Consider the following 16036-nt stretch of genomic DNA (forward strand, 5'->3'; position numbering starts at 1 on the left):
ATGCAGTTTACTACTACTTTTACCATTCCAGAATCTTTCCAAAAAATAGAGCCTTCTTCTCATGTTCTCAGTATAGGTTCATGCTTTGCTGAAAACATGGGAAAGAGGATGGAAAATTTACCCTTAAATACCATCAACCAGCCATTTGGAACATTATTTCATCCCAATGCGATCTTAAAAGCCCTGCAAACAGACAAGCTTTCTCCGATAGAATTAGTGAATCAGCAGGGTATTTGGCTGCACCCAGATTACCATTCTAGTCTATGTGCCTCTGACCCCTCTGATTTGATGGAACTGATTCAGCAGCGCCAACAAAAGGTCAAAAAAAGCCTGGGACAAAGTCAGTTTTTGCTCATCACGTGGGGAACAGCTTATTATTATTGGGATAAAAAACTGAAAAGACCCATTGCCAATTGCCATAAACAAGCAGCCAATTCTTTTGAAAAAAGACTTTCCACTTTGGATGAAATCTTCTTGCCTTATCAAGAATTTATTCAAAAAATAAACAAGAAAAACCCAAATCTTCGCATTATTTTGACGGTTTCACCTGTCCGACATACCAAAGACGGTATTCCAGAAAATGCCGTATCTAAAGCCATTCTTCGTTTAGCCGCTGAAACTTTGAAAAACAAGTTTCCTCAAGTAGACTATTTTCCTGCTTATGAAATCATGCTGGACGAGTTACGCGATTATCGATTTTATACCTCTGATATGATTCATCCCAATGATACAGCAGAAGAATATATTTGGCAAAAGTTCACGGAATGTTATTTCAGTAAGGACTTAGTAAACATGGAGAAAAAATGGAAAGCTGCATACCAAACGCTTCATCATCAATTTCACCCAGCTAAAAAAACACTCTATTTACAAAGTTTAGAACAATGTAAAGCCGAATTTTCAAGCACTTCCCTTGGCTATGATACCAGCAAAATTCTACAAGCCATTCAAGCTCGAATTTTATCAATAAGTTAATTTTGAAAGGCTAACAAAGGTGAAAATACCTTATATTTGAGGTTTGATAGAGATAAAGCATTCATGGGAGAATTAAGTGTAAGTAAAGAAATCATTTTAGGTGCCTTAAGTACCGTTCAAGAACCTGATCTTAAAAAAGATTTGGTCACCTTAGGCATGATTAAAGATGTGGAATTAGGCGTAGGTGAAGTTCGTTTCACCGTCGTATTAACGACTCCAGCCTGCCCATTAAAAGAAAAAATCAGACAAGATTGCGAGGAAGCTATCCACCGTTTGGTGCATCCTGACCTAAAAATATCCATCAACATGACGGCAGAAGTAACTAGTTTAGCTTCTTCCGACCCATTGATCCCCGGGGTAAAAAATGTGATTGCTGTGGCTTCCGGTAAAGGAGGCGTAGGTAAATCAACCGTTACAGCTAACTTAGCCATGGCTTTAAAACAAAGCGGTGCTAAAGTCGGGATTTTAGATGCGGATATTTCAGGCCCTTCCATCCCTGTGATGTTTGGTGCGGAGGAATTACAGCCTTTGGTTCAAGAAGTCAATGGCAAAAACCGCATTCAACCCATCATGCAATATGGTATTAAGATGATTTCCATGGGCTTTTTAGCACCAAGTGATAGTCCTGTACCTTGGAGAGGTCCTATGATGACGCAAGCCTTGCGCCAGTTTTTTGGCGATACCAATTGGGATGAATTGGATTACTTACTCATTGACCTCCCTCCTGGAACCTCTGATATCCACCTAACCTTGGTGCAATTGATTAAATTGACTGGTGCGGTCATTGTTACCACACCACAAAAAGTAGCTTTATCAGATGCTACCAAAGGTTTGCAGTTCTTCAACCAAGCGGGTATCAATGTGCCCATTTTAGGTTTAGTAGAAAATATGGCCTATTTTACACCTGCGGAATTACCTGATAATAAGTATTATTTGTTTGGTAAAGATGGCGGCAAAAAATTGGCAGAAAAATATAAAGTACCATTTTTAGGTGAAGTTCCATTAATTCAAGCCATCCGGGAAGCGGGTGATGAAGGAAAACCTATTGCTGCCACAGAAGGACCAAGTGCCACGGCATTTGCGACTATTGCCGCTAATTTAGCCCAACAAATTGCTATTAGAAACGCATCTACTCCACGTCAATAATCCATGGAAAACCATCCTCTATACTCGAAAGTACAAGCAGCGCTTGATTCTATAAGGCCTTACCTCATTGCTGACGGTGGAAATGTGGAAATCATTGAAATAACAGAAGACAATCGTCTGAAGCTGAATCTATTAGGCGCCTGCAAGTCATGCAACATGTCCGCAATGACCTTTAAAGCCGGTGTCGAAGAGGCCATTCGCCGCGAAGTTCCCGAAATCACATTCGTAGAAGAGTTAAGTCAAACCGTACAATCTTAAGTGGCATGATGCGTATTGGAATATTTTTTGGGGGGCCAGCTCGTGAACGTGAAATTAGTTTTGCTGGTGGCAAAACAGCCATGGCACATATCAACAAAGCCCTTTTTCAGCCTGTGCCCGTTTTTGTAGATAGCTTGGGAAATTTTATTTTGATCCAAGAAGATCTCATTCATGCCAGCTCCATTCGTGATTTTTTTCCTCCCAAAAGATTTCAAGACGATATTTTTTCGGTATACATTGAATCGTTAAAAGATTTAACGGAGCAAGAATACCAACAAATCATTTCAGAGATTGGACAGATTATTCAGCCCCATGAATTCGCCCAACACTTCGAATTTGTATTTTTAGCCATGCATGGGCCAGCAGCTGAAGATGGCAGCATTCAAGGCTTATTGGAATGGTTTAACATGCCCTATTCTGGACCTGGTTTATTGGGTTCCTCCATTGGCATAGATAAAGCTAAGCAAAACGAATGGTTAAAAAAGAGTGTAGGTTTGGACAAAAAATTCTTTGTTCTTCAACGACAAGACTACGAGAAATACGGAAGAGAAACGCTTTTTGAACAAGTAAAAAAAGAAATTGGTATTCCATTCGTGGCAAAAGCACCCCACCAAGGATCATCCATTGGTTTAGCCTTTGTGAAGAAAGACTCCTTGGAGGACTTCGACAATGCCATCAAGAAATGCTTATTTATCCAAGAAATTTACCGAGAAGACTGGTTGAATTTGACGGAAGAAGATAAATTAGTTTTATTACAAAAAATGGTGAATCTCGACGAAGGAATTGGTTTCCCCGTTCGATTTAATCATCAAAATTATCAACACCCAGCCGACTTACTGGATACTTTGCAGGAATATTTCAAGCTCAGTGTCACCAAAGCTAGCATTCATTCCGTCCATTCGGAAGATGCTATATTATTGGAATCATTTGTCAATGGAAATGAGTTTAGCTGTGGCGTGATTCAAAGCCCAAAAAGCAAGACTGTTGCCCTACCTCCTACTGAAATAGTCATTGATGAGTCTGTAGAAGTATTTGATTTCAATGCCAAATACAAATCAAAAGCAACACGTAAGCGCATCCCGATGGATGCTAGTCTAGCCAACTTACAGCTCATTCAAAAGATGGTTTGTCAAGCCTTCGATGATTTAGGCTTTGGTGTTTGTACCCGAATTGATGGCTTCTTGTCGGAAGGTGGCGTAGTGGTTTTACATGACCCCAATACCATTCCAGGCATGTCTCCAAGTTCCTTGATTTTCAAACAAATGGCCGAAATAGGCTTAACGATAACTGATTCTATTACCTATTTCATTCGTCAATCCCTACGGGAGAGAATGCGTACTGGCAAAAACTACCATGCCATTCGCAAGCAATTGGAAGCATTGGATTCGGCCATCAAAATTGAACTAGAAGCTCAAAGACAACAAGAGAAAATTATCCTAGAGATAAGAGGTGCTAATTCAGATGAATTAGAAGCTAGTTTTGAAGCGATTAAAAAACAAGCACATGCTTTATCAGCTACAGGTAAGCAAGCATTTACTGTTCAAACGCCCATGCTGTTAGAAGAGGGTGAAATATTGATTACGGTCAATATTGCTCAATGGAACAAAGATTCTGCCGCAGAAATGCTGGAATCTATTTCCAAAGGAGTTCATCCATTGATTGCCCAAACCCATCAATTAGCACAGGAAATTACGGAGTTTTATACCAACATTAAAACGGCTTAATCTTATGGAAATCAACCCATTGCAATATCCCGTTGGCAAGTTTTCAGCACCTGAAAACATCACACCAGAACATAGAACAGCTTGGATTCAGACATTAGCTGACTTTCCAGAAAAACTAAAACAAGCTGTTGCAGGCATGTCGGATGAAACCTTAGGGAAACATTACCGTCCAGGTGGTTGGACTGCCCGTCAGGTCATTCACCACGTTAACGACAGCCACATGAATTCATTCATTCGTTTCAAAATGGCCTTGACGGAAGAAAATCCAATCATCAAACCATATTCAGAAGCAGATTGGGCGAATTTACCCGATGGCAATGAAGCTCCTATTGAATGGTCTTTGGAAGGCATTCAATATGTTCACTTACGTTGGGTGTATTTGTTGAACACCTTACAAGAAGCTGATTGGAAAAAGGCTTATATCAATCCTGAAAGAGGTATTACATATCCTTTAGATCGAGCCTTGGGTATTTATGCTTGGCATTGCGACCATCATTTGGCCCATGTTTTATCCGTTAAATAGCAAAAAGAAAGAGAGAATTAACTCTCTTTCTTTTTGTTTTGTTTGATGGTTTGCAGCTGGTTGACACTCATCATTTGCTGCATGGTTCTTTGCATATTATCGGCTGAACCATCTAAGAAAATCACGTTTCCGTTCGACTGCTCTCCAAATTGTTTGATGGCTTCCGTCCACATGGAAAACAAAATCACCGAAGTATCCAAATTAGCTTGTTGCATTTCTCGGGCGGCATCCGTCATCCCTTTGGCTACTTCTTGACGGAAAAGGGCAACACCTTGACCACGCAATTGAGCTGCTTCACGCTCCGCATTGGCAGAAATTTTGATGGCATTTCCTTCTGCCTCGGCAGCTTTAGTTTTGGTAATTAATAAAGCCTGACCTTCATTTTCAGCTGCGGCTTTTAAGTTATTGGACGCAACGACTTGGCTCATGGATTTTAGAATGACCTCGTCAAAAGTGATGTCATTCAATTGTAAATCTTGTAAGTGATAGCCCCATTCTTCCATCACTTGATCGATTTGGTCTTTTACATAAGAAACAATTTCCTTGCGTAAACTTAAGATTTCGCTTTGACGTTTGGTGGCCACAAAGGAACGAATGGAGCCCTCTACTGTTCTAACCAAAGTTTGCATGAGGCTTTGGGCATCGATGAATTTATAGGCCACATTTTTGATGGTTTCTTCTTCTTGGTTGATGACCGAATACAGCAACATGGATTTAAAGTACACATTGGCTTGATCAATGGTGATCGCCTGAAATTCCAATTCGATGGAGCGATTTTGGATAGAAATAACTTTGTAGACACTTTCTATCAGCGGAATTTTAAAGTTCAAACCTGGGTGCAGGATGCGCTGGTACTTTCCAAACATAGAAATAACGGCAATATTGCCTTGCTGGACTGTCACTAAACTAAAGAATATCAGCACGATGCCAATGATTCCAAAAATGAGTAAAGTAGTCATGGTTATTAGGGGGATTATAATTTACAAAAACAGCTTAAACTAGGGATTTTCCCCGATGATACTGGGCAATAAATGATGAGTGGTATTAGGGTTGGGGAAATGGGTTGAAAGTGAAACTAACTTAACTGAATACAATTATATATTTCAAATTGGTGCTCAATATATAATTATATTTGATAGCTATTTCATTTGAACCAATGTCTTAGATTTGAATTCAAATATTTTGTCTGCATTTGAAATCACAGATCCCCTATGTGTCACCATTAAAATTGCCATTTCACTTTTCAATTTCCCCAAAACATCAAATACAAATTTCTCTGTTTTTTCATCCAGTGAAGAGGTAGGTTCGTCCAACAATAATATTTTAGGCCTTCGATAAAGAGCCCTCACCAATCCCACTAATTGTTTTTGCCCTCCTGAAAGCTGAACACCATTTTCTCCTACAATAGTCATATAAGAATTTGGAAGTTTTTTAAAAAACATATCAAATCCCCAATATTCACAAAACTTAATTACATTTTCATGTTCACTCAACACATCATCTAAAATAATATTTTCTATTATTGTTGAACTGAAAATTTTAATTTCTTGTCCTACAATTCCTATTTGATTTCGCCAAAAAATACTATCTATTTGCCTTAACTCTTTATTATCAATTAAAATTGAACCAGAATCATAATTATAGATTTTTTGTAAAATTTGAAGTAAGATACTTTTACCAGACCCTATTTCTCCCAAAACTATTAGTAATTCTCCATTCTTTAGCTCTAAATTAATATGAGAAAAGAGCTCCAATCTCCCAGAGAACCTAAAAGATAAATTATTGATTTTCAATGATTCAAACTTAAATTCTGAACTTATTAATTCATTACTTTTTCCCCCATCAGTATTCATTAAATCATTAGAACTAAATTCATGCATTCGCTCTAATGCAATTGTAGCTTCTTGTAATCTTATATTACTATTAGTTAAACGAGAAACTGCATTTATTAAATTGGCGCCAATTGCAACAATTGCCATCATTTCTCCAAGTTTAATTTGATTATTCAAAACTGCAAGTGAGCAAAAACCAAGAATTATTGATATTATAATATTTGAAGCAAATTCACTCCATAACCCAAATGTATTGGCTATAAAACCTAAATTGAATACTTTATTTTGAAAATTTTGATAAAATTGTTTACCTCTTGCAATAAAGAAATTCTCTTTGTTTACAGCTTTAATGGAATGTATTCCAGAAATAACATCGACAAAGTGACTTTCAGCCATAGCAGAAGAACTCATTACTTCTTTTTGAGAATCAATAATTTGCCTATGAAAAATCGACATTAAACATATAAATAATGGAACTGTAAATAATGATATAAACCCAATAAAACTAGAATAATAAAATATGAAAATAACTGATGTGAATACTACTAATAAATCAATAATCAAGCTTCCAAATAAATAGCTTATTAATTCTTGAATACGTCTTGTATCATTGATACGAGTAATAATTTCACCAGTTTTTCTGGATATAAAAAAATCACTTGGCAATTGAAATAATTTCCCATAAAAATCATCCATGATTCTTATATTAAATTCACGAGCTTGACGAATTAGAAAAACACCTCTCAAATATCCAATTCCAGATTTAGCTAATCCAATCAATACAAATAGAAATAATCCCAAGTACAATTTTTTGAATTGAAATTCCGGTAGTATATGGTCTAATAAATTTTGAGTAAAAATTGCTGTAGACATTCCTAAAGCTGCTATAATAATTCCCATCACAGAAGCTATTATCAATAAATGAATATCATTTTTGATCAAATTCCTCATTAAAATTACCTTACTGAAACGAGTTTGAGGAGAATAAACAAAATGTTTGTTTGGCCTTAGGAATAATACAACACGAGACTTCCAATGGGATAGTATTTTTTCTTCAGTCCATTCTCGAAATCCAAAAGCAGGATCTCCAATAAGATAAAAATCAGATTTAGAAGTCGGAATTTTATAACAGATTACATAATGTTCCATATTACCTTCCATTAACAAATGAATAATACATGGCAAATCCGCTTTCATTTTAAATAAGTCAACATCTTCAATTTCATAAGCCTCAGCATCCATTCCAAGTTTCTCAGAAGCTTGCTTTAAGCCCAGCATACTTGTTCCCTGTAAAGTAGTTCCACTCAACTGCCTTAAATTCTCTATTTTATTATTTCCTCCAAAATATCTGAGAATAGAAAGTAAACATGCTACACCACAGTCGGAGGTCCCCTGTTGTTGAACGATAATAGGTTTTTTCATTAATGGGTTAGGTACTATTAAAAAATCAACTCGATAAAATCAAAAAATAAATTACTTAATATATTGAATTAAAGCCTCTATCTTAGTTTCACCTTTAAATTCTTTTATCAATAATTTTTCATTGTTATAAATGTAAATATGAGGTATTGTTACGTTACCAAAAATATTTGACAATTTATCAATTGGGATAAATCCAATACTCATTTGATCGATATTTCCTGGTAAATATTTGTTCTTAAAAGTTAGTATCTCGGTTTTCTTAGCATAAGAAATCCACCAAAAATTAACTCTAGAAAACTTCTCTCTATTTTTAAATATTTCAGTTGCTTCATACTTACAATAATCACAATCAGGATGAAATATGAGCACAATCAAAAAAAATTTATAATTTTCTCTTAAAGGTTTATTTTGAATCCAAATAATATTTTTAGACGTAGGTAGACCTCTTTGACCCCTTAATTCAACATACTTAAAATAAACTAGTAGTAAAATAAATATAATTAAGAATCCAATTGATACCATAAAAACAAAACTTCGTTTTTCGATCATTTTAAGCGATAATTAATAGCATAAAGGCAACAATTACAAGCCACAAAAGAAAAAAAGGAATATAACTAGATGATATTATTTTCAACCCTTCATCAAAATCTAATTTACAAGCTTGACTTATTTTCTTGCTTAAAATAATAACATATGCTATTTCAAATAGGTTAATTGATTGTAGTATATAAATAATCCCTTCTTCTAATATTTCGGGTTGAAAAACTTCTAATAATGAAAAAGGGGGGAAGTATTTAACATCATATATTCCATAATTTTTCTTAAATATGAGAAACCATAATAAGGTTATAATTGGTGATATTAAAAAAACATATTCAGACCAAATTATTGCTCTAAGAACTTGTTTGATACCTACTTTAATATCATATAAGTATAAGCCTATTTGAATAATCATATACACGCAAAAGATTTTTAACAATAGCAAAAAAGGTACTATAAAATCAATGTATGATTTAATCCAATTTATCTTTTCTAAAATCTGTAAAACTGTATTTTCTGAATATTGATTTAAGAGATAACCTTTATAAATCTCATCTGTCAAAATATACTTATTGGTTAAGATATACAGATAATAATCAAGAAAAAGCAATATTAATAGTGATAATCGAGTTTTTACCATTGTAGTATAATTCCATTTTTTGGTATTAAAAATTCTACTGTTTTCTAAATTTCTGATAAAAAGTTATTCCAGTTCTAAAAAATATCCCTTTACTCATGAAAGGCTCTTCAGGTTCAAATCCTTCAGTTTTGGCATGTAACGCGGCATCAATAGAAAATTTACCCTCTGTAAATTTTGGCATCCATTTGCAAAGAATATCAAAACTACCACCTGCGTTAAATTGCTTTGTTTTAAAACTAAATCCCGAAGGTTGACTCCAATAATTGGCTGCTAGATTTACATTCAAATTATTCGAAATTTTCTTATCAAATATGGAAATACCAAAACCAAAGGATTGATAATATTTATTCTGATACACTCTCAAGTCTGTTTGGAGTTTTAGCGTATTTTTTTTGATGTATATATTTTGTTCAAACATATCCCCAAATGGAGTTAGCAAATAACTTCCCCCTAACGATACTTTTGAACCTCTGACTGAAAACTTCACTTTGCCTGGCCCTAACAAATTCAATAATGAACTAATTGCTATTCTATTTAATTGGGCTCTTTCATCAGCTGTTAATTCATCAAACTGAATATATCGATGAAATGGGGCATCGGGCCGATTAATGTGTTTAATATACCCCCAAATATCATGACCAACAATATCATTATTAAGCTGATCTTCGCTTTCTTGAATTGAATATAGTTTAATAGCGCTTGAAGAAAGATAAAAAAATGAAGCCCAGATTCTTGTGGAATATTCTGGCCCTATATCCTTAACATTCGCGCCATTGAAAGCTATATCTGTCTTAATTTTGCGAATTATACCATAATCTGCTTCTAATCCACCAGTATGTAACCTGATATATGCTGGCAAATTTCTATCTCGAAGATTAATAAGAGTATTATCCATTACTCCTCCGACAATGGCTAATCCTGATGTATTCCATGTTGGAGTAATATAACTACCTATTCCCTCAGATAATAAAACATTTTGATGTCCAGCTTCATGTGTATAAACCATGCCAAATAGATGCCCAAAAACGAAAAACAATCTAGGTAATGTACCTTCTGGCTTATGATCCCACAAATAATTATGAATTGATAAATAGTTTTGATTAACCAATTGCATATTGTAAGCCTTATTATACGTATCAAAAAATAAAAATGGATAAGACTTAACTGTTGTGGAATCCCCCTGAGAAATACTTGATGTTAATTTTAAAAAACAACATATCGTACATATCAAAAATTTCCTGCTCATATTACTTGCTTTCTTTGAAAAAATAAAAAAGGGTCGAAATTTACCATTCGACCCTTTAATACATCCTATTTATGACATGGAGTTGATAACCAGTCAATATCAAATATTGCATCTGCTACGCAAGCTGTGGCAAATACCGCTGCAAATACTAACCAAAATGGCATTCCACCTTGAATAGAAACAATTTGATTGTCGTTTAACTTTTTCATTTTATAATAGTAGTTAGGTTGCCTTACAAAATCGTAAGATGATGCAATATTATCAACCTTCAATGAACTATTATTTCAGTTTTTGACAAACATCATTTTTATAAATAAACTGGATAAATTATACAATTCCCCCTCCCTGAAATTTGTAATTGAGAAGCTTCGGATAGTTTCTTGAATCCCATTTCCAACCTTCCTACTTCCGTATATATATAGCTATTGGAATGCTTACAATACTTAATGGGTACCTTTAAATCATTTACTAACTCATCACGAAAAAGATACCAAGCTCTTTCTGTAATACCCAATTTCTTTGCTAATTCTTTTGGACTTCCCGTTGACCGGGTCTGTATTAAATGATCTAGGTATTCCAACCTTTGGTAGATTTTCCAAAGCATAACTCTTATTAATGGTTAGTTTACAATATTTTACGAATGTAAACTTTTGCAAATTTACAGTCTCGAAATAAATGATGAGTGGTTTTAGGGTTGGGAAAATGGGCGAATTTCGATTAATCAGGATGAACTTTGAACTATTGAAGATTTGTCAACTGAAGATTTGTCAACTTTTAAAAAGTTGACAAATCTAAGCAACACCCTTCACTAATCCCTAATAACTAATCACCTCCCCTTTTCCACCTTCTTCTTATTCCAAGGTGCTGTGGTATTTTTAGCCATATCAATCGCTAAAGCCACCATCAATAAGGTGAACAAGATGAGTATCCAACGAAATATTTTTTGATTTTTATTCATTATACTACCTGTGGATTAAAATTAAAAACTAAATCTCCAGCACCCTTACTTAATTCCGAGGGCGAGTCGGCATACTGAAAACGTAAATAACAACAGCCGCCCGTTTCCATCTGAATTAATGTTCCTGAATAATAGGAAGCCACATAAGATATCGATGGATTATGCGCTACCAAATATATCACAGGCCTACTCTGCTTTTCAATCATCTTGACATAATCTGGACCTGAAGCCTGGTACCAGCAAGCATCTAAGTTTATAGGGCCCACAATTCCTAACTCACTTCGCAAAGCGGTGGCTGTTTCCGTGGTTCTATTGGCATCCGAACATAGCCATAATCCAGAAGGCAAATGAACCGATTTTAGCTTTTGAGCCAATAGGATCATCTCTTCCATCCCTTGTAAAGATAACTGCCGCTCTTTATCGGGTTGATCATAGGGCCCAGAATGAGCATGGCGTATTAATATGAGATCAATCATGATTCAAAATCGGCTTGAGTAATCAATGGGTATTCTCCTTGGGCATGTATTTCCCCCATTTTAATGTAATGAGATGGGCCATATTTTAATCGCTCTATCTGCGATTCATTCAGTGTTTTGACCACTTTGGCGGGTGTACCCAAAACCAAAGAATAATCAGGTATTTCCATCCCTTCCGTCACCAAGGCATGTGCCCCAATCAAACAATATTTACCAATTTTAGCCCGATTTAATACGGTGGCATGCATGCCAATCAAACTCCCCTCTCCCACCTCTGCGCCATGCACAATAGCAGAATGCCCAACGGTCACAAATTTCCCAATGATGGTTTTATCACCTTCATCAGCATGCAATACGGCATTATCTTGCACATTACAGCCTTCGCCCAAATGAATTTCTTCCACATCTGCTCGGATAACGGCTCCATACCAAATGGACACATCAGGTGAAATAAAAACACGGCCCATCACGGAGGCAGTTGGTGCAATGAAAATCGCCATAGGAGATTATGTAGGTTTAAATATAGCTACTTCCGAAAATTACTGATTAATTTCTGTCTTTCCATTTCCTTTAGTATTTTCTGTTATTTGAAAATAGGAAAAACCCTTTAGGTCGTCTAACGATTGAGATTCTGCCTTGTCCTAATATAGGTTGACAGTTTTTAGGAAGACTCAGCTGGTAGTTATCGAACATTAATATTTTGGATTTTCCGATATGTAATTATTGAATAAATACATGCTCTTTTATATCGCAGTCTACTTTAATGCCAATACTTAGGTATTTCTTTTTTTTAAAAAAAAAGAAACAAAAAAAACAGATGATTACGGTTAATCCTAAGACGAATTCCGCTACGCGGAACCGATGTTCACTCCGCATTCGGCAGTTAGAATGTAGAATGCTACATCCATTTATAATTTATAATTCATCATTTCCTTCCCGCCTACCGCTTCGCTCATGCTACGTTCCCATCTTTCGTTGGGATTAACCTCATCAGTTGTCTTTATTAGATTTTAGTTTTTACAATGAAATTTGTGATTTTTTGATAGAAAATACCGTCGGTCAGCAAGAGCGAAAGATGATGAACGCAGCGGTAGACGAGGTTTTGACCTTAGCAAAGGCGATGCGTGTCGGCGTCAAAAATATAGGCGATAGCGTAGTGAATCACGGTTTCGCGAAGCGAAATTCGCCTTTGCTGAGCGACAAGAAAAAAAGTTTTTTTGTTTCTTTTTTTTCAAAAAAAGAAATACTGTAAAACTGGATATAAAGTGATGTTATTTATGGGCTGATTCAAATTACAATAATCACACCATTTACCATGGCCTTTACTTTATATAAAATGAAAGACTTTAGAGGTTTTGAAACTGCTAAATTTATATTTACAAAGAATAATTAATGAACCCAAAGTCAACCTATATCAGGACAAGACATTTTACATTCTTCATTCTACATTTTCCATCAACACTAACAACAATTTTTCCTTTCTTTGACGCATGAAACAATTGCTCGAGCATTTTTCTTGGAAGCCATCTGACACCATACTCTCCTTAGGTTGTGGATCAGCCTGGTGGGAAGTGAATCTGCTACTGCATCGGCCTTGTCGGGATATCATTCTTGTTGACCCCAATACCCAAATATTGAGCATGGAAGCGGTACAAGAAAGCATTGATTACTTTGAAAAGAAACTAAGCTTAACTTTTTCCGCTCAGGTACAAATGTATCATTCACCCATGGCACAAGTCCCTATTGCCGCCCAAAGCGTAGATGGCCTTTTCGTTTTCAATGCTTGGCATGAATTAGCTCCCATAGAAGAAATTCTTCCAGCTTTGAAACGTATCATAAAACCCGGCGGCTGGATTTTACTAGAAGAAGAATTGTCGATAGATCATCGTCGTATCCATGAAGGCTGTGCCCAAGAGCTGTATTTTCAAGAAGAAATAGACCGTCAAATGGCAAGTATTAATTTTCAGTTCAATCAAAAACTAGTTAAAGAAATGCAGACCTTTTACTTAAAATATGTGAATTACTGAAAACATGTGTTTTTTTGAGGTATAATTAAATGCTTTTCGCAAATTTGTATTCGAATACGCAACATCAATGACCCCAATCAACGAAAGACCCTACATCATCGGAATCACCGGTGGAAGTGCCTCTGGAAAAACACTGTTTTTGCAAAGACTCATGGCCCAGTTCCCTTCCGAAGAAATTTGTCTTTTATCTCAAGATAATTACTACCGTCCCAAGCAGCATCAAACCAAAGACGAAAATGGGATTGAGAATTTTGATTTACCAGGTGCTATTGATGATGAAGCTTTTGCCAAAGATGTAGAAAAATTACGTTCAGGAGAAATTGTAACTCGAGAAGAATATACCTTCAATAACTCGACTAAGATTCCCAATATCCTACATTTTTACCCCCGCAAAATTTTGGTAGTAGAAGGGATTTTTGTTTTCCATTTTCCAGAAGTAGCCAAACTGCTAGATTTAAAAATATTCATTGACGCACAAAACAAAATCAAATTGAAGCGTCGCATCAAGCGGGATAACGAGGAACGAGGTTATGATTTACAGGATGTGATGTACCGCTGGAAATACCACGTAAAACCTACTTACGAGGAATTCATTCGTCCACACAAAAAAAGCTGTGACATTGTTATTCCGAACAACATCCATTTTGAAAAAGGGCTGGAAGTGATTGTTCACTACCTCAAATCACGCATTAAGTAAATCCAAATTGTAGTGCAAGCCCTTATTTTCCCTTTGTGCACGCGCATGCTTAATGATCAAATAAGCCACATTAATCATGTTTCTTAATTCACACAAAGGCACCGTGATTTTAGATTGTTTGTACAATTCTTCGTGCTCCAAATAAATCAACTCCAAACGATCATAGGCCCGTTTTAATCGTCGATCCGTACGTACGATTCCCACATAATTACTCATGATTGACTCCAATTCACGCGTCATCTCTGTCACCAATACCATTTCTTCAGGATTTCGAGTACCCTCATCATTCCAATGTGGAATACCGGCTGGTATAGTTTGTGTTCCAAATTCCCCAATGGATTTTTCAAAAGCACGGTGGGCATATACGATGGCTTCCAACAATGAATTGGAGGCCAAACGATTGGCGCCATGTAAACCTGTATGCGAACATTCACCAGCGGCATATAAATGCTCGATATTGGTTTGGCTGTATTCATTCACAATGATTCCTCCACACAAATAATGTTGGCATGGAACCACAGGAATCATTTCTTGCGACATATCTATTCCCAACTGGTCCAGACAATACTGGTAGATCATAGGGAAATGCGCCATGATTTCTTCCTTGGGAATATGTCGGGTGTCTAGGTAGACATGATCCGTACCATTTTTCTTCATTTCTGAATCGATGGCTCTGGCTACAATATCGCGAGGAGCCAAAGAAAGGCGCTCGTCATACTTTTCCATAAAGGTCGACCCATCCAAATTCTTCAGAATTCCTCCATGTCCACGCACCGCTTCTGAAATCAAGAAATTAGGTTTTTTGCCGGGCTGGTAGAGAGCTGTAGGATGGAACTGTATGAATTGCATCCCTTTAACAAAACCTTTGGCACGGTAAGCCATGGCAATTCCATCTCCAGTGGCAATGGTCGGGTTGGTAGTAGATTGATATACTTGACCAATCCCTCCAGTAGCCAATAAGGTCGTTTTCCCAATAAAGGTTTCTACTTTTTTGGTTTTCTTGTTTAAGACATATACTCCAAAACATTTTTTATGGGGGGTATCTTTAGTCACCTTATCCCCTAAATGATGTTGGGTAATAAGATCAACAGCAAAATAATGCGTGAAAAAATCCACTGAATCAAATGACTTGACTTTTTCTAACAATGCCCGCTCGATTTCATTTCCCGTGGAGTCTTTATAATGTAAAATGCGTTTATCTGAATGCCCTCCTTCTTTGACTAAATCAAAACTTCCATCTGATTTACGGTCAAAGTCGGTCCCGTATGAAATCAATTCCTTTAACCGCTCTGGAGCTTCTTTTACCACTAATTCCACCACCTTAGGGTCGCTCTCAAAGTCGCCAGCTACCAAGGTATCTTGCATGTGTTTCTCAAAGGAATCTTGATTATCCCAAACGGCAGCAATTCCGCCTTGAGCATATTTGGTATTGGTTTCTTCCGCAACCGTTTTGGTAATTAAAGCAATTTTGATGGGGATCTGTTTATCCTGGAAATATTGCGCTACCTTAACAGTATATGATAAACCAGCGATTCCAGAACCCACCACAATAAAGTCATACGTAGGCATATTCAT

The 16036-nt window shown here is 36.2% G+C and carries 18 protein-coding genes; 8 read left to right on the forward strand and 10 right to left on the reverse strand.

Features of this window, described 5'->3' with window-relative positions; translation table 11 throughout:
- From U0R11_RS00420 to U0R11_RS00440, 5 genes are all read left to right on the forward strand, one after another.
- Nucleotides 1-972 (forward strand): GSCFA domain-containing protein, encoded by a 972-nt coding sequence (locus U0R11_RS00420; RefSeq protein WP_406749292.1) that lies wholly within the window; start codon nt 1-3, stop codon nt 970-972.
- A 63-nt stretch (nt 973-1035) separates the two neighbouring features.
- The gene (locus tag U0R11_RS00425; RefSeq protein ID WP_406749293.1) at nt 1036-2118 is read left to right on the forward strand and encodes an Mrp/NBP35 family ATP-binding protein; all 1083 of its coding nucleotides are present in this window, start codon (nt 1036-1038) and stop codon (nt 2116-2118) included.
- A gap of 3 nt (nt 2119-2121) precedes the next feature.
- Nucleotides 2122-2376, forward strand: a complete 255-nt coding sequence (locus tag U0R11_RS00430; RefSeq protein WP_166232535.1) for a NifU family protein — start codon at nt 2122-2124, stop codon at nt 2374-2376.
- A gap of 5 nt (nt 2377-2381) precedes the next feature.
- Nucleotides 2382-4100: a D-alanine--D-alanine ligase family protein gene (locus tag U0R11_RS00435; protein ID WP_406749294.1), complete on the forward strand. Its 1719-nt coding sequence runs from the start codon at nt 2382-2384 to the stop codon at nt 4098-4100.
- A 4-nt stretch (nt 4101-4104) separates the two neighbouring features.
- Nucleotides 4105-4623 carry a YfiT family bacillithiol transferase gene (locus U0R11_RS00440; protein ID WP_406749295.1) on the forward strand — a complete coding sequence of 173 codons (519 nt, stop codon included), beginning with the start codon at nt 4105-4107 and terminating at the stop codon, nt 4621-4623.
- A gap of 17 nt (nt 4624-4640) precedes the next feature.
- On the opposite strand, the gene U0R11_RS00445 is transcribed toward U0R11_RS00440, so the two are convergent.
- From U0R11_RS00445 to U0R11_RS00485, 9 genes are all read right to left on the reverse strand, one after another.
- The gene (locus U0R11_RS00445; protein ID WP_166232541.1) at nt 4641-5582 is read right to left on the reverse strand and encodes an SPFH domain-containing protein; all 942 of its coding nucleotides are present in this window, start codon (nt 5580-5582) and stop codon (nt 4641-4643) included.
- A gap of 180 nt (nt 5583-5762) precedes the next feature.
- Nucleotides 5763-7877, reverse strand: coding sequence for a peptidase domain-containing ABC transporter (locus U0R11_RS00450; protein WP_406749296.1), 2115 nt, complete (start codon nt 7875-7877; stop codon nt 5763-5765).
- A gap of 51 nt (nt 7878-7928) precedes the next feature.
- Entirely contained in the window at nt 7929-8426 is a 498-nt protein-coding gene (locus U0R11_RS00455) for a hypothetical protein (RefSeq protein WP_406749297.1), read from the reverse strand.
- 1 nt (nt 8427) lies between these two features.
- Complete coding sequence (locus tag U0R11_RS00460; protein ID WP_406749298.1) at nt 8428-9057, reverse strand: hypothetical protein; 630 nt, start codon at nt 9055-9057, stop codon at nt 8428-8430.
- A gap of 34 nt (nt 9058-9091) precedes the next feature.
- The gene (locus U0R11_RS00465) at nt 9092-10303 is read right to left on the reverse strand and encodes a hypothetical protein (RefSeq protein ID WP_406749299.1); all 1212 of its coding nucleotides are present in this window, start codon (nt 10301-10303) and stop codon (nt 9092-9094) included.
- Nucleotides 10304-10368: 65 nt separating this feature from the next.
- Nucleotides 10369-10512 carry a hypothetical protein gene (locus U0R11_RS00470; protein ID WP_276344951.1) on the reverse strand — a complete coding sequence of 48 codons (144 nt, stop codon included), beginning with the start codon at nt 10510-10512 and terminating at the stop codon, nt 10369-10371.
- A gap of 617 nt (nt 10513-11129) precedes the next feature.
- Nucleotides 11130-11261 (reverse strand): hypothetical protein, encoded by a 132-nt coding sequence (locus U0R11_RS00475; RefSeq protein WP_262887529.1) that lies wholly within the window; start codon nt 11259-11261, stop codon nt 11130-11132.
- Nucleotides 11261-11737, reverse strand: coding sequence for a SixA phosphatase family protein (locus U0R11_RS00480; protein WP_269010369.1), 477 nt, complete (start codon nt 11735-11737; stop codon nt 11261-11263). Before U0R11_RS00480 ends, U0R11_RS00475 begins: the two co-directional genes overlap by 1 nt.
- Complete coding sequence (locus tag U0R11_RS00485; protein ID WP_406749300.1) at nt 11734-12237, reverse strand: gamma carbonic anhydrase family protein; 504 nt, start codon at nt 12235-12237, stop codon at nt 11734-11736. The genes U0R11_RS00480 and U0R11_RS00485 overlap by 4 nt, the downstream gene beginning before the upstream one ends.
- A 494-nt stretch (nt 12238-12731) precedes the next feature.
- On the opposite strand from U0R11_RS00485, the gene U0R11_RS00490 reads away from it, so the two are divergent.
- The 3 genes from U0R11_RS00490 to udk all read left to right on the forward strand — a co-directional run bounded on the left by U0R11_RS00490 (nt 12732) and on the right by udk (nt 14461).
- Nucleotides 12732-12989, forward strand: coding sequence for a hypothetical protein (locus U0R11_RS00490; RefSeq protein ID WP_406749301.1), 258 nt, complete (start codon nt 12732-12734; stop codon nt 12987-12989).
- A gap of 238 nt (nt 12990-13227) precedes the next feature.
- Entirely contained in the window at nt 13228-13764 is a 537-nt protein-coding gene (locus tag U0R11_RS00495; RefSeq protein ID WP_406749302.1) for a class I SAM-dependent methyltransferase, read from the forward strand.
- 67 nt (nt 13765-13831) lie between these two features.
- Nucleotides 13832-14461, forward strand: coding sequence for a uridine kinase (gene udk / locus U0R11_RS00500; RefSeq protein ID WP_406749303.1), 630 nt, complete (start codon nt 13832-13834; stop codon nt 14459-14461).
- On the opposite strand, the gene nadB is transcribed toward udk, so the two are convergent.
- Nucleotides 14447-16030, reverse strand: coding sequence for an L-aspartate oxidase (gene nadB / locus U0R11_RS00505; RefSeq protein WP_406749625.1), 1584 nt, complete (start codon nt 16028-16030; stop codon nt 14447-14449). The genes udk and nadB overlap by 15 nt on opposite strands.
- Between the last annotated feature and the right edge of the window lie 6 nt (nt 16031-16036).

Source organism: Aquirufa salirivi (genome assembly GCF_045310485.1).
Taxonomy (GTDB): domain Bacteria; phylum Bacteroidota; class Bacteroidia; order Cytophagales; family Spirosomataceae; genus Aquirufa; species Aquirufa salirivi.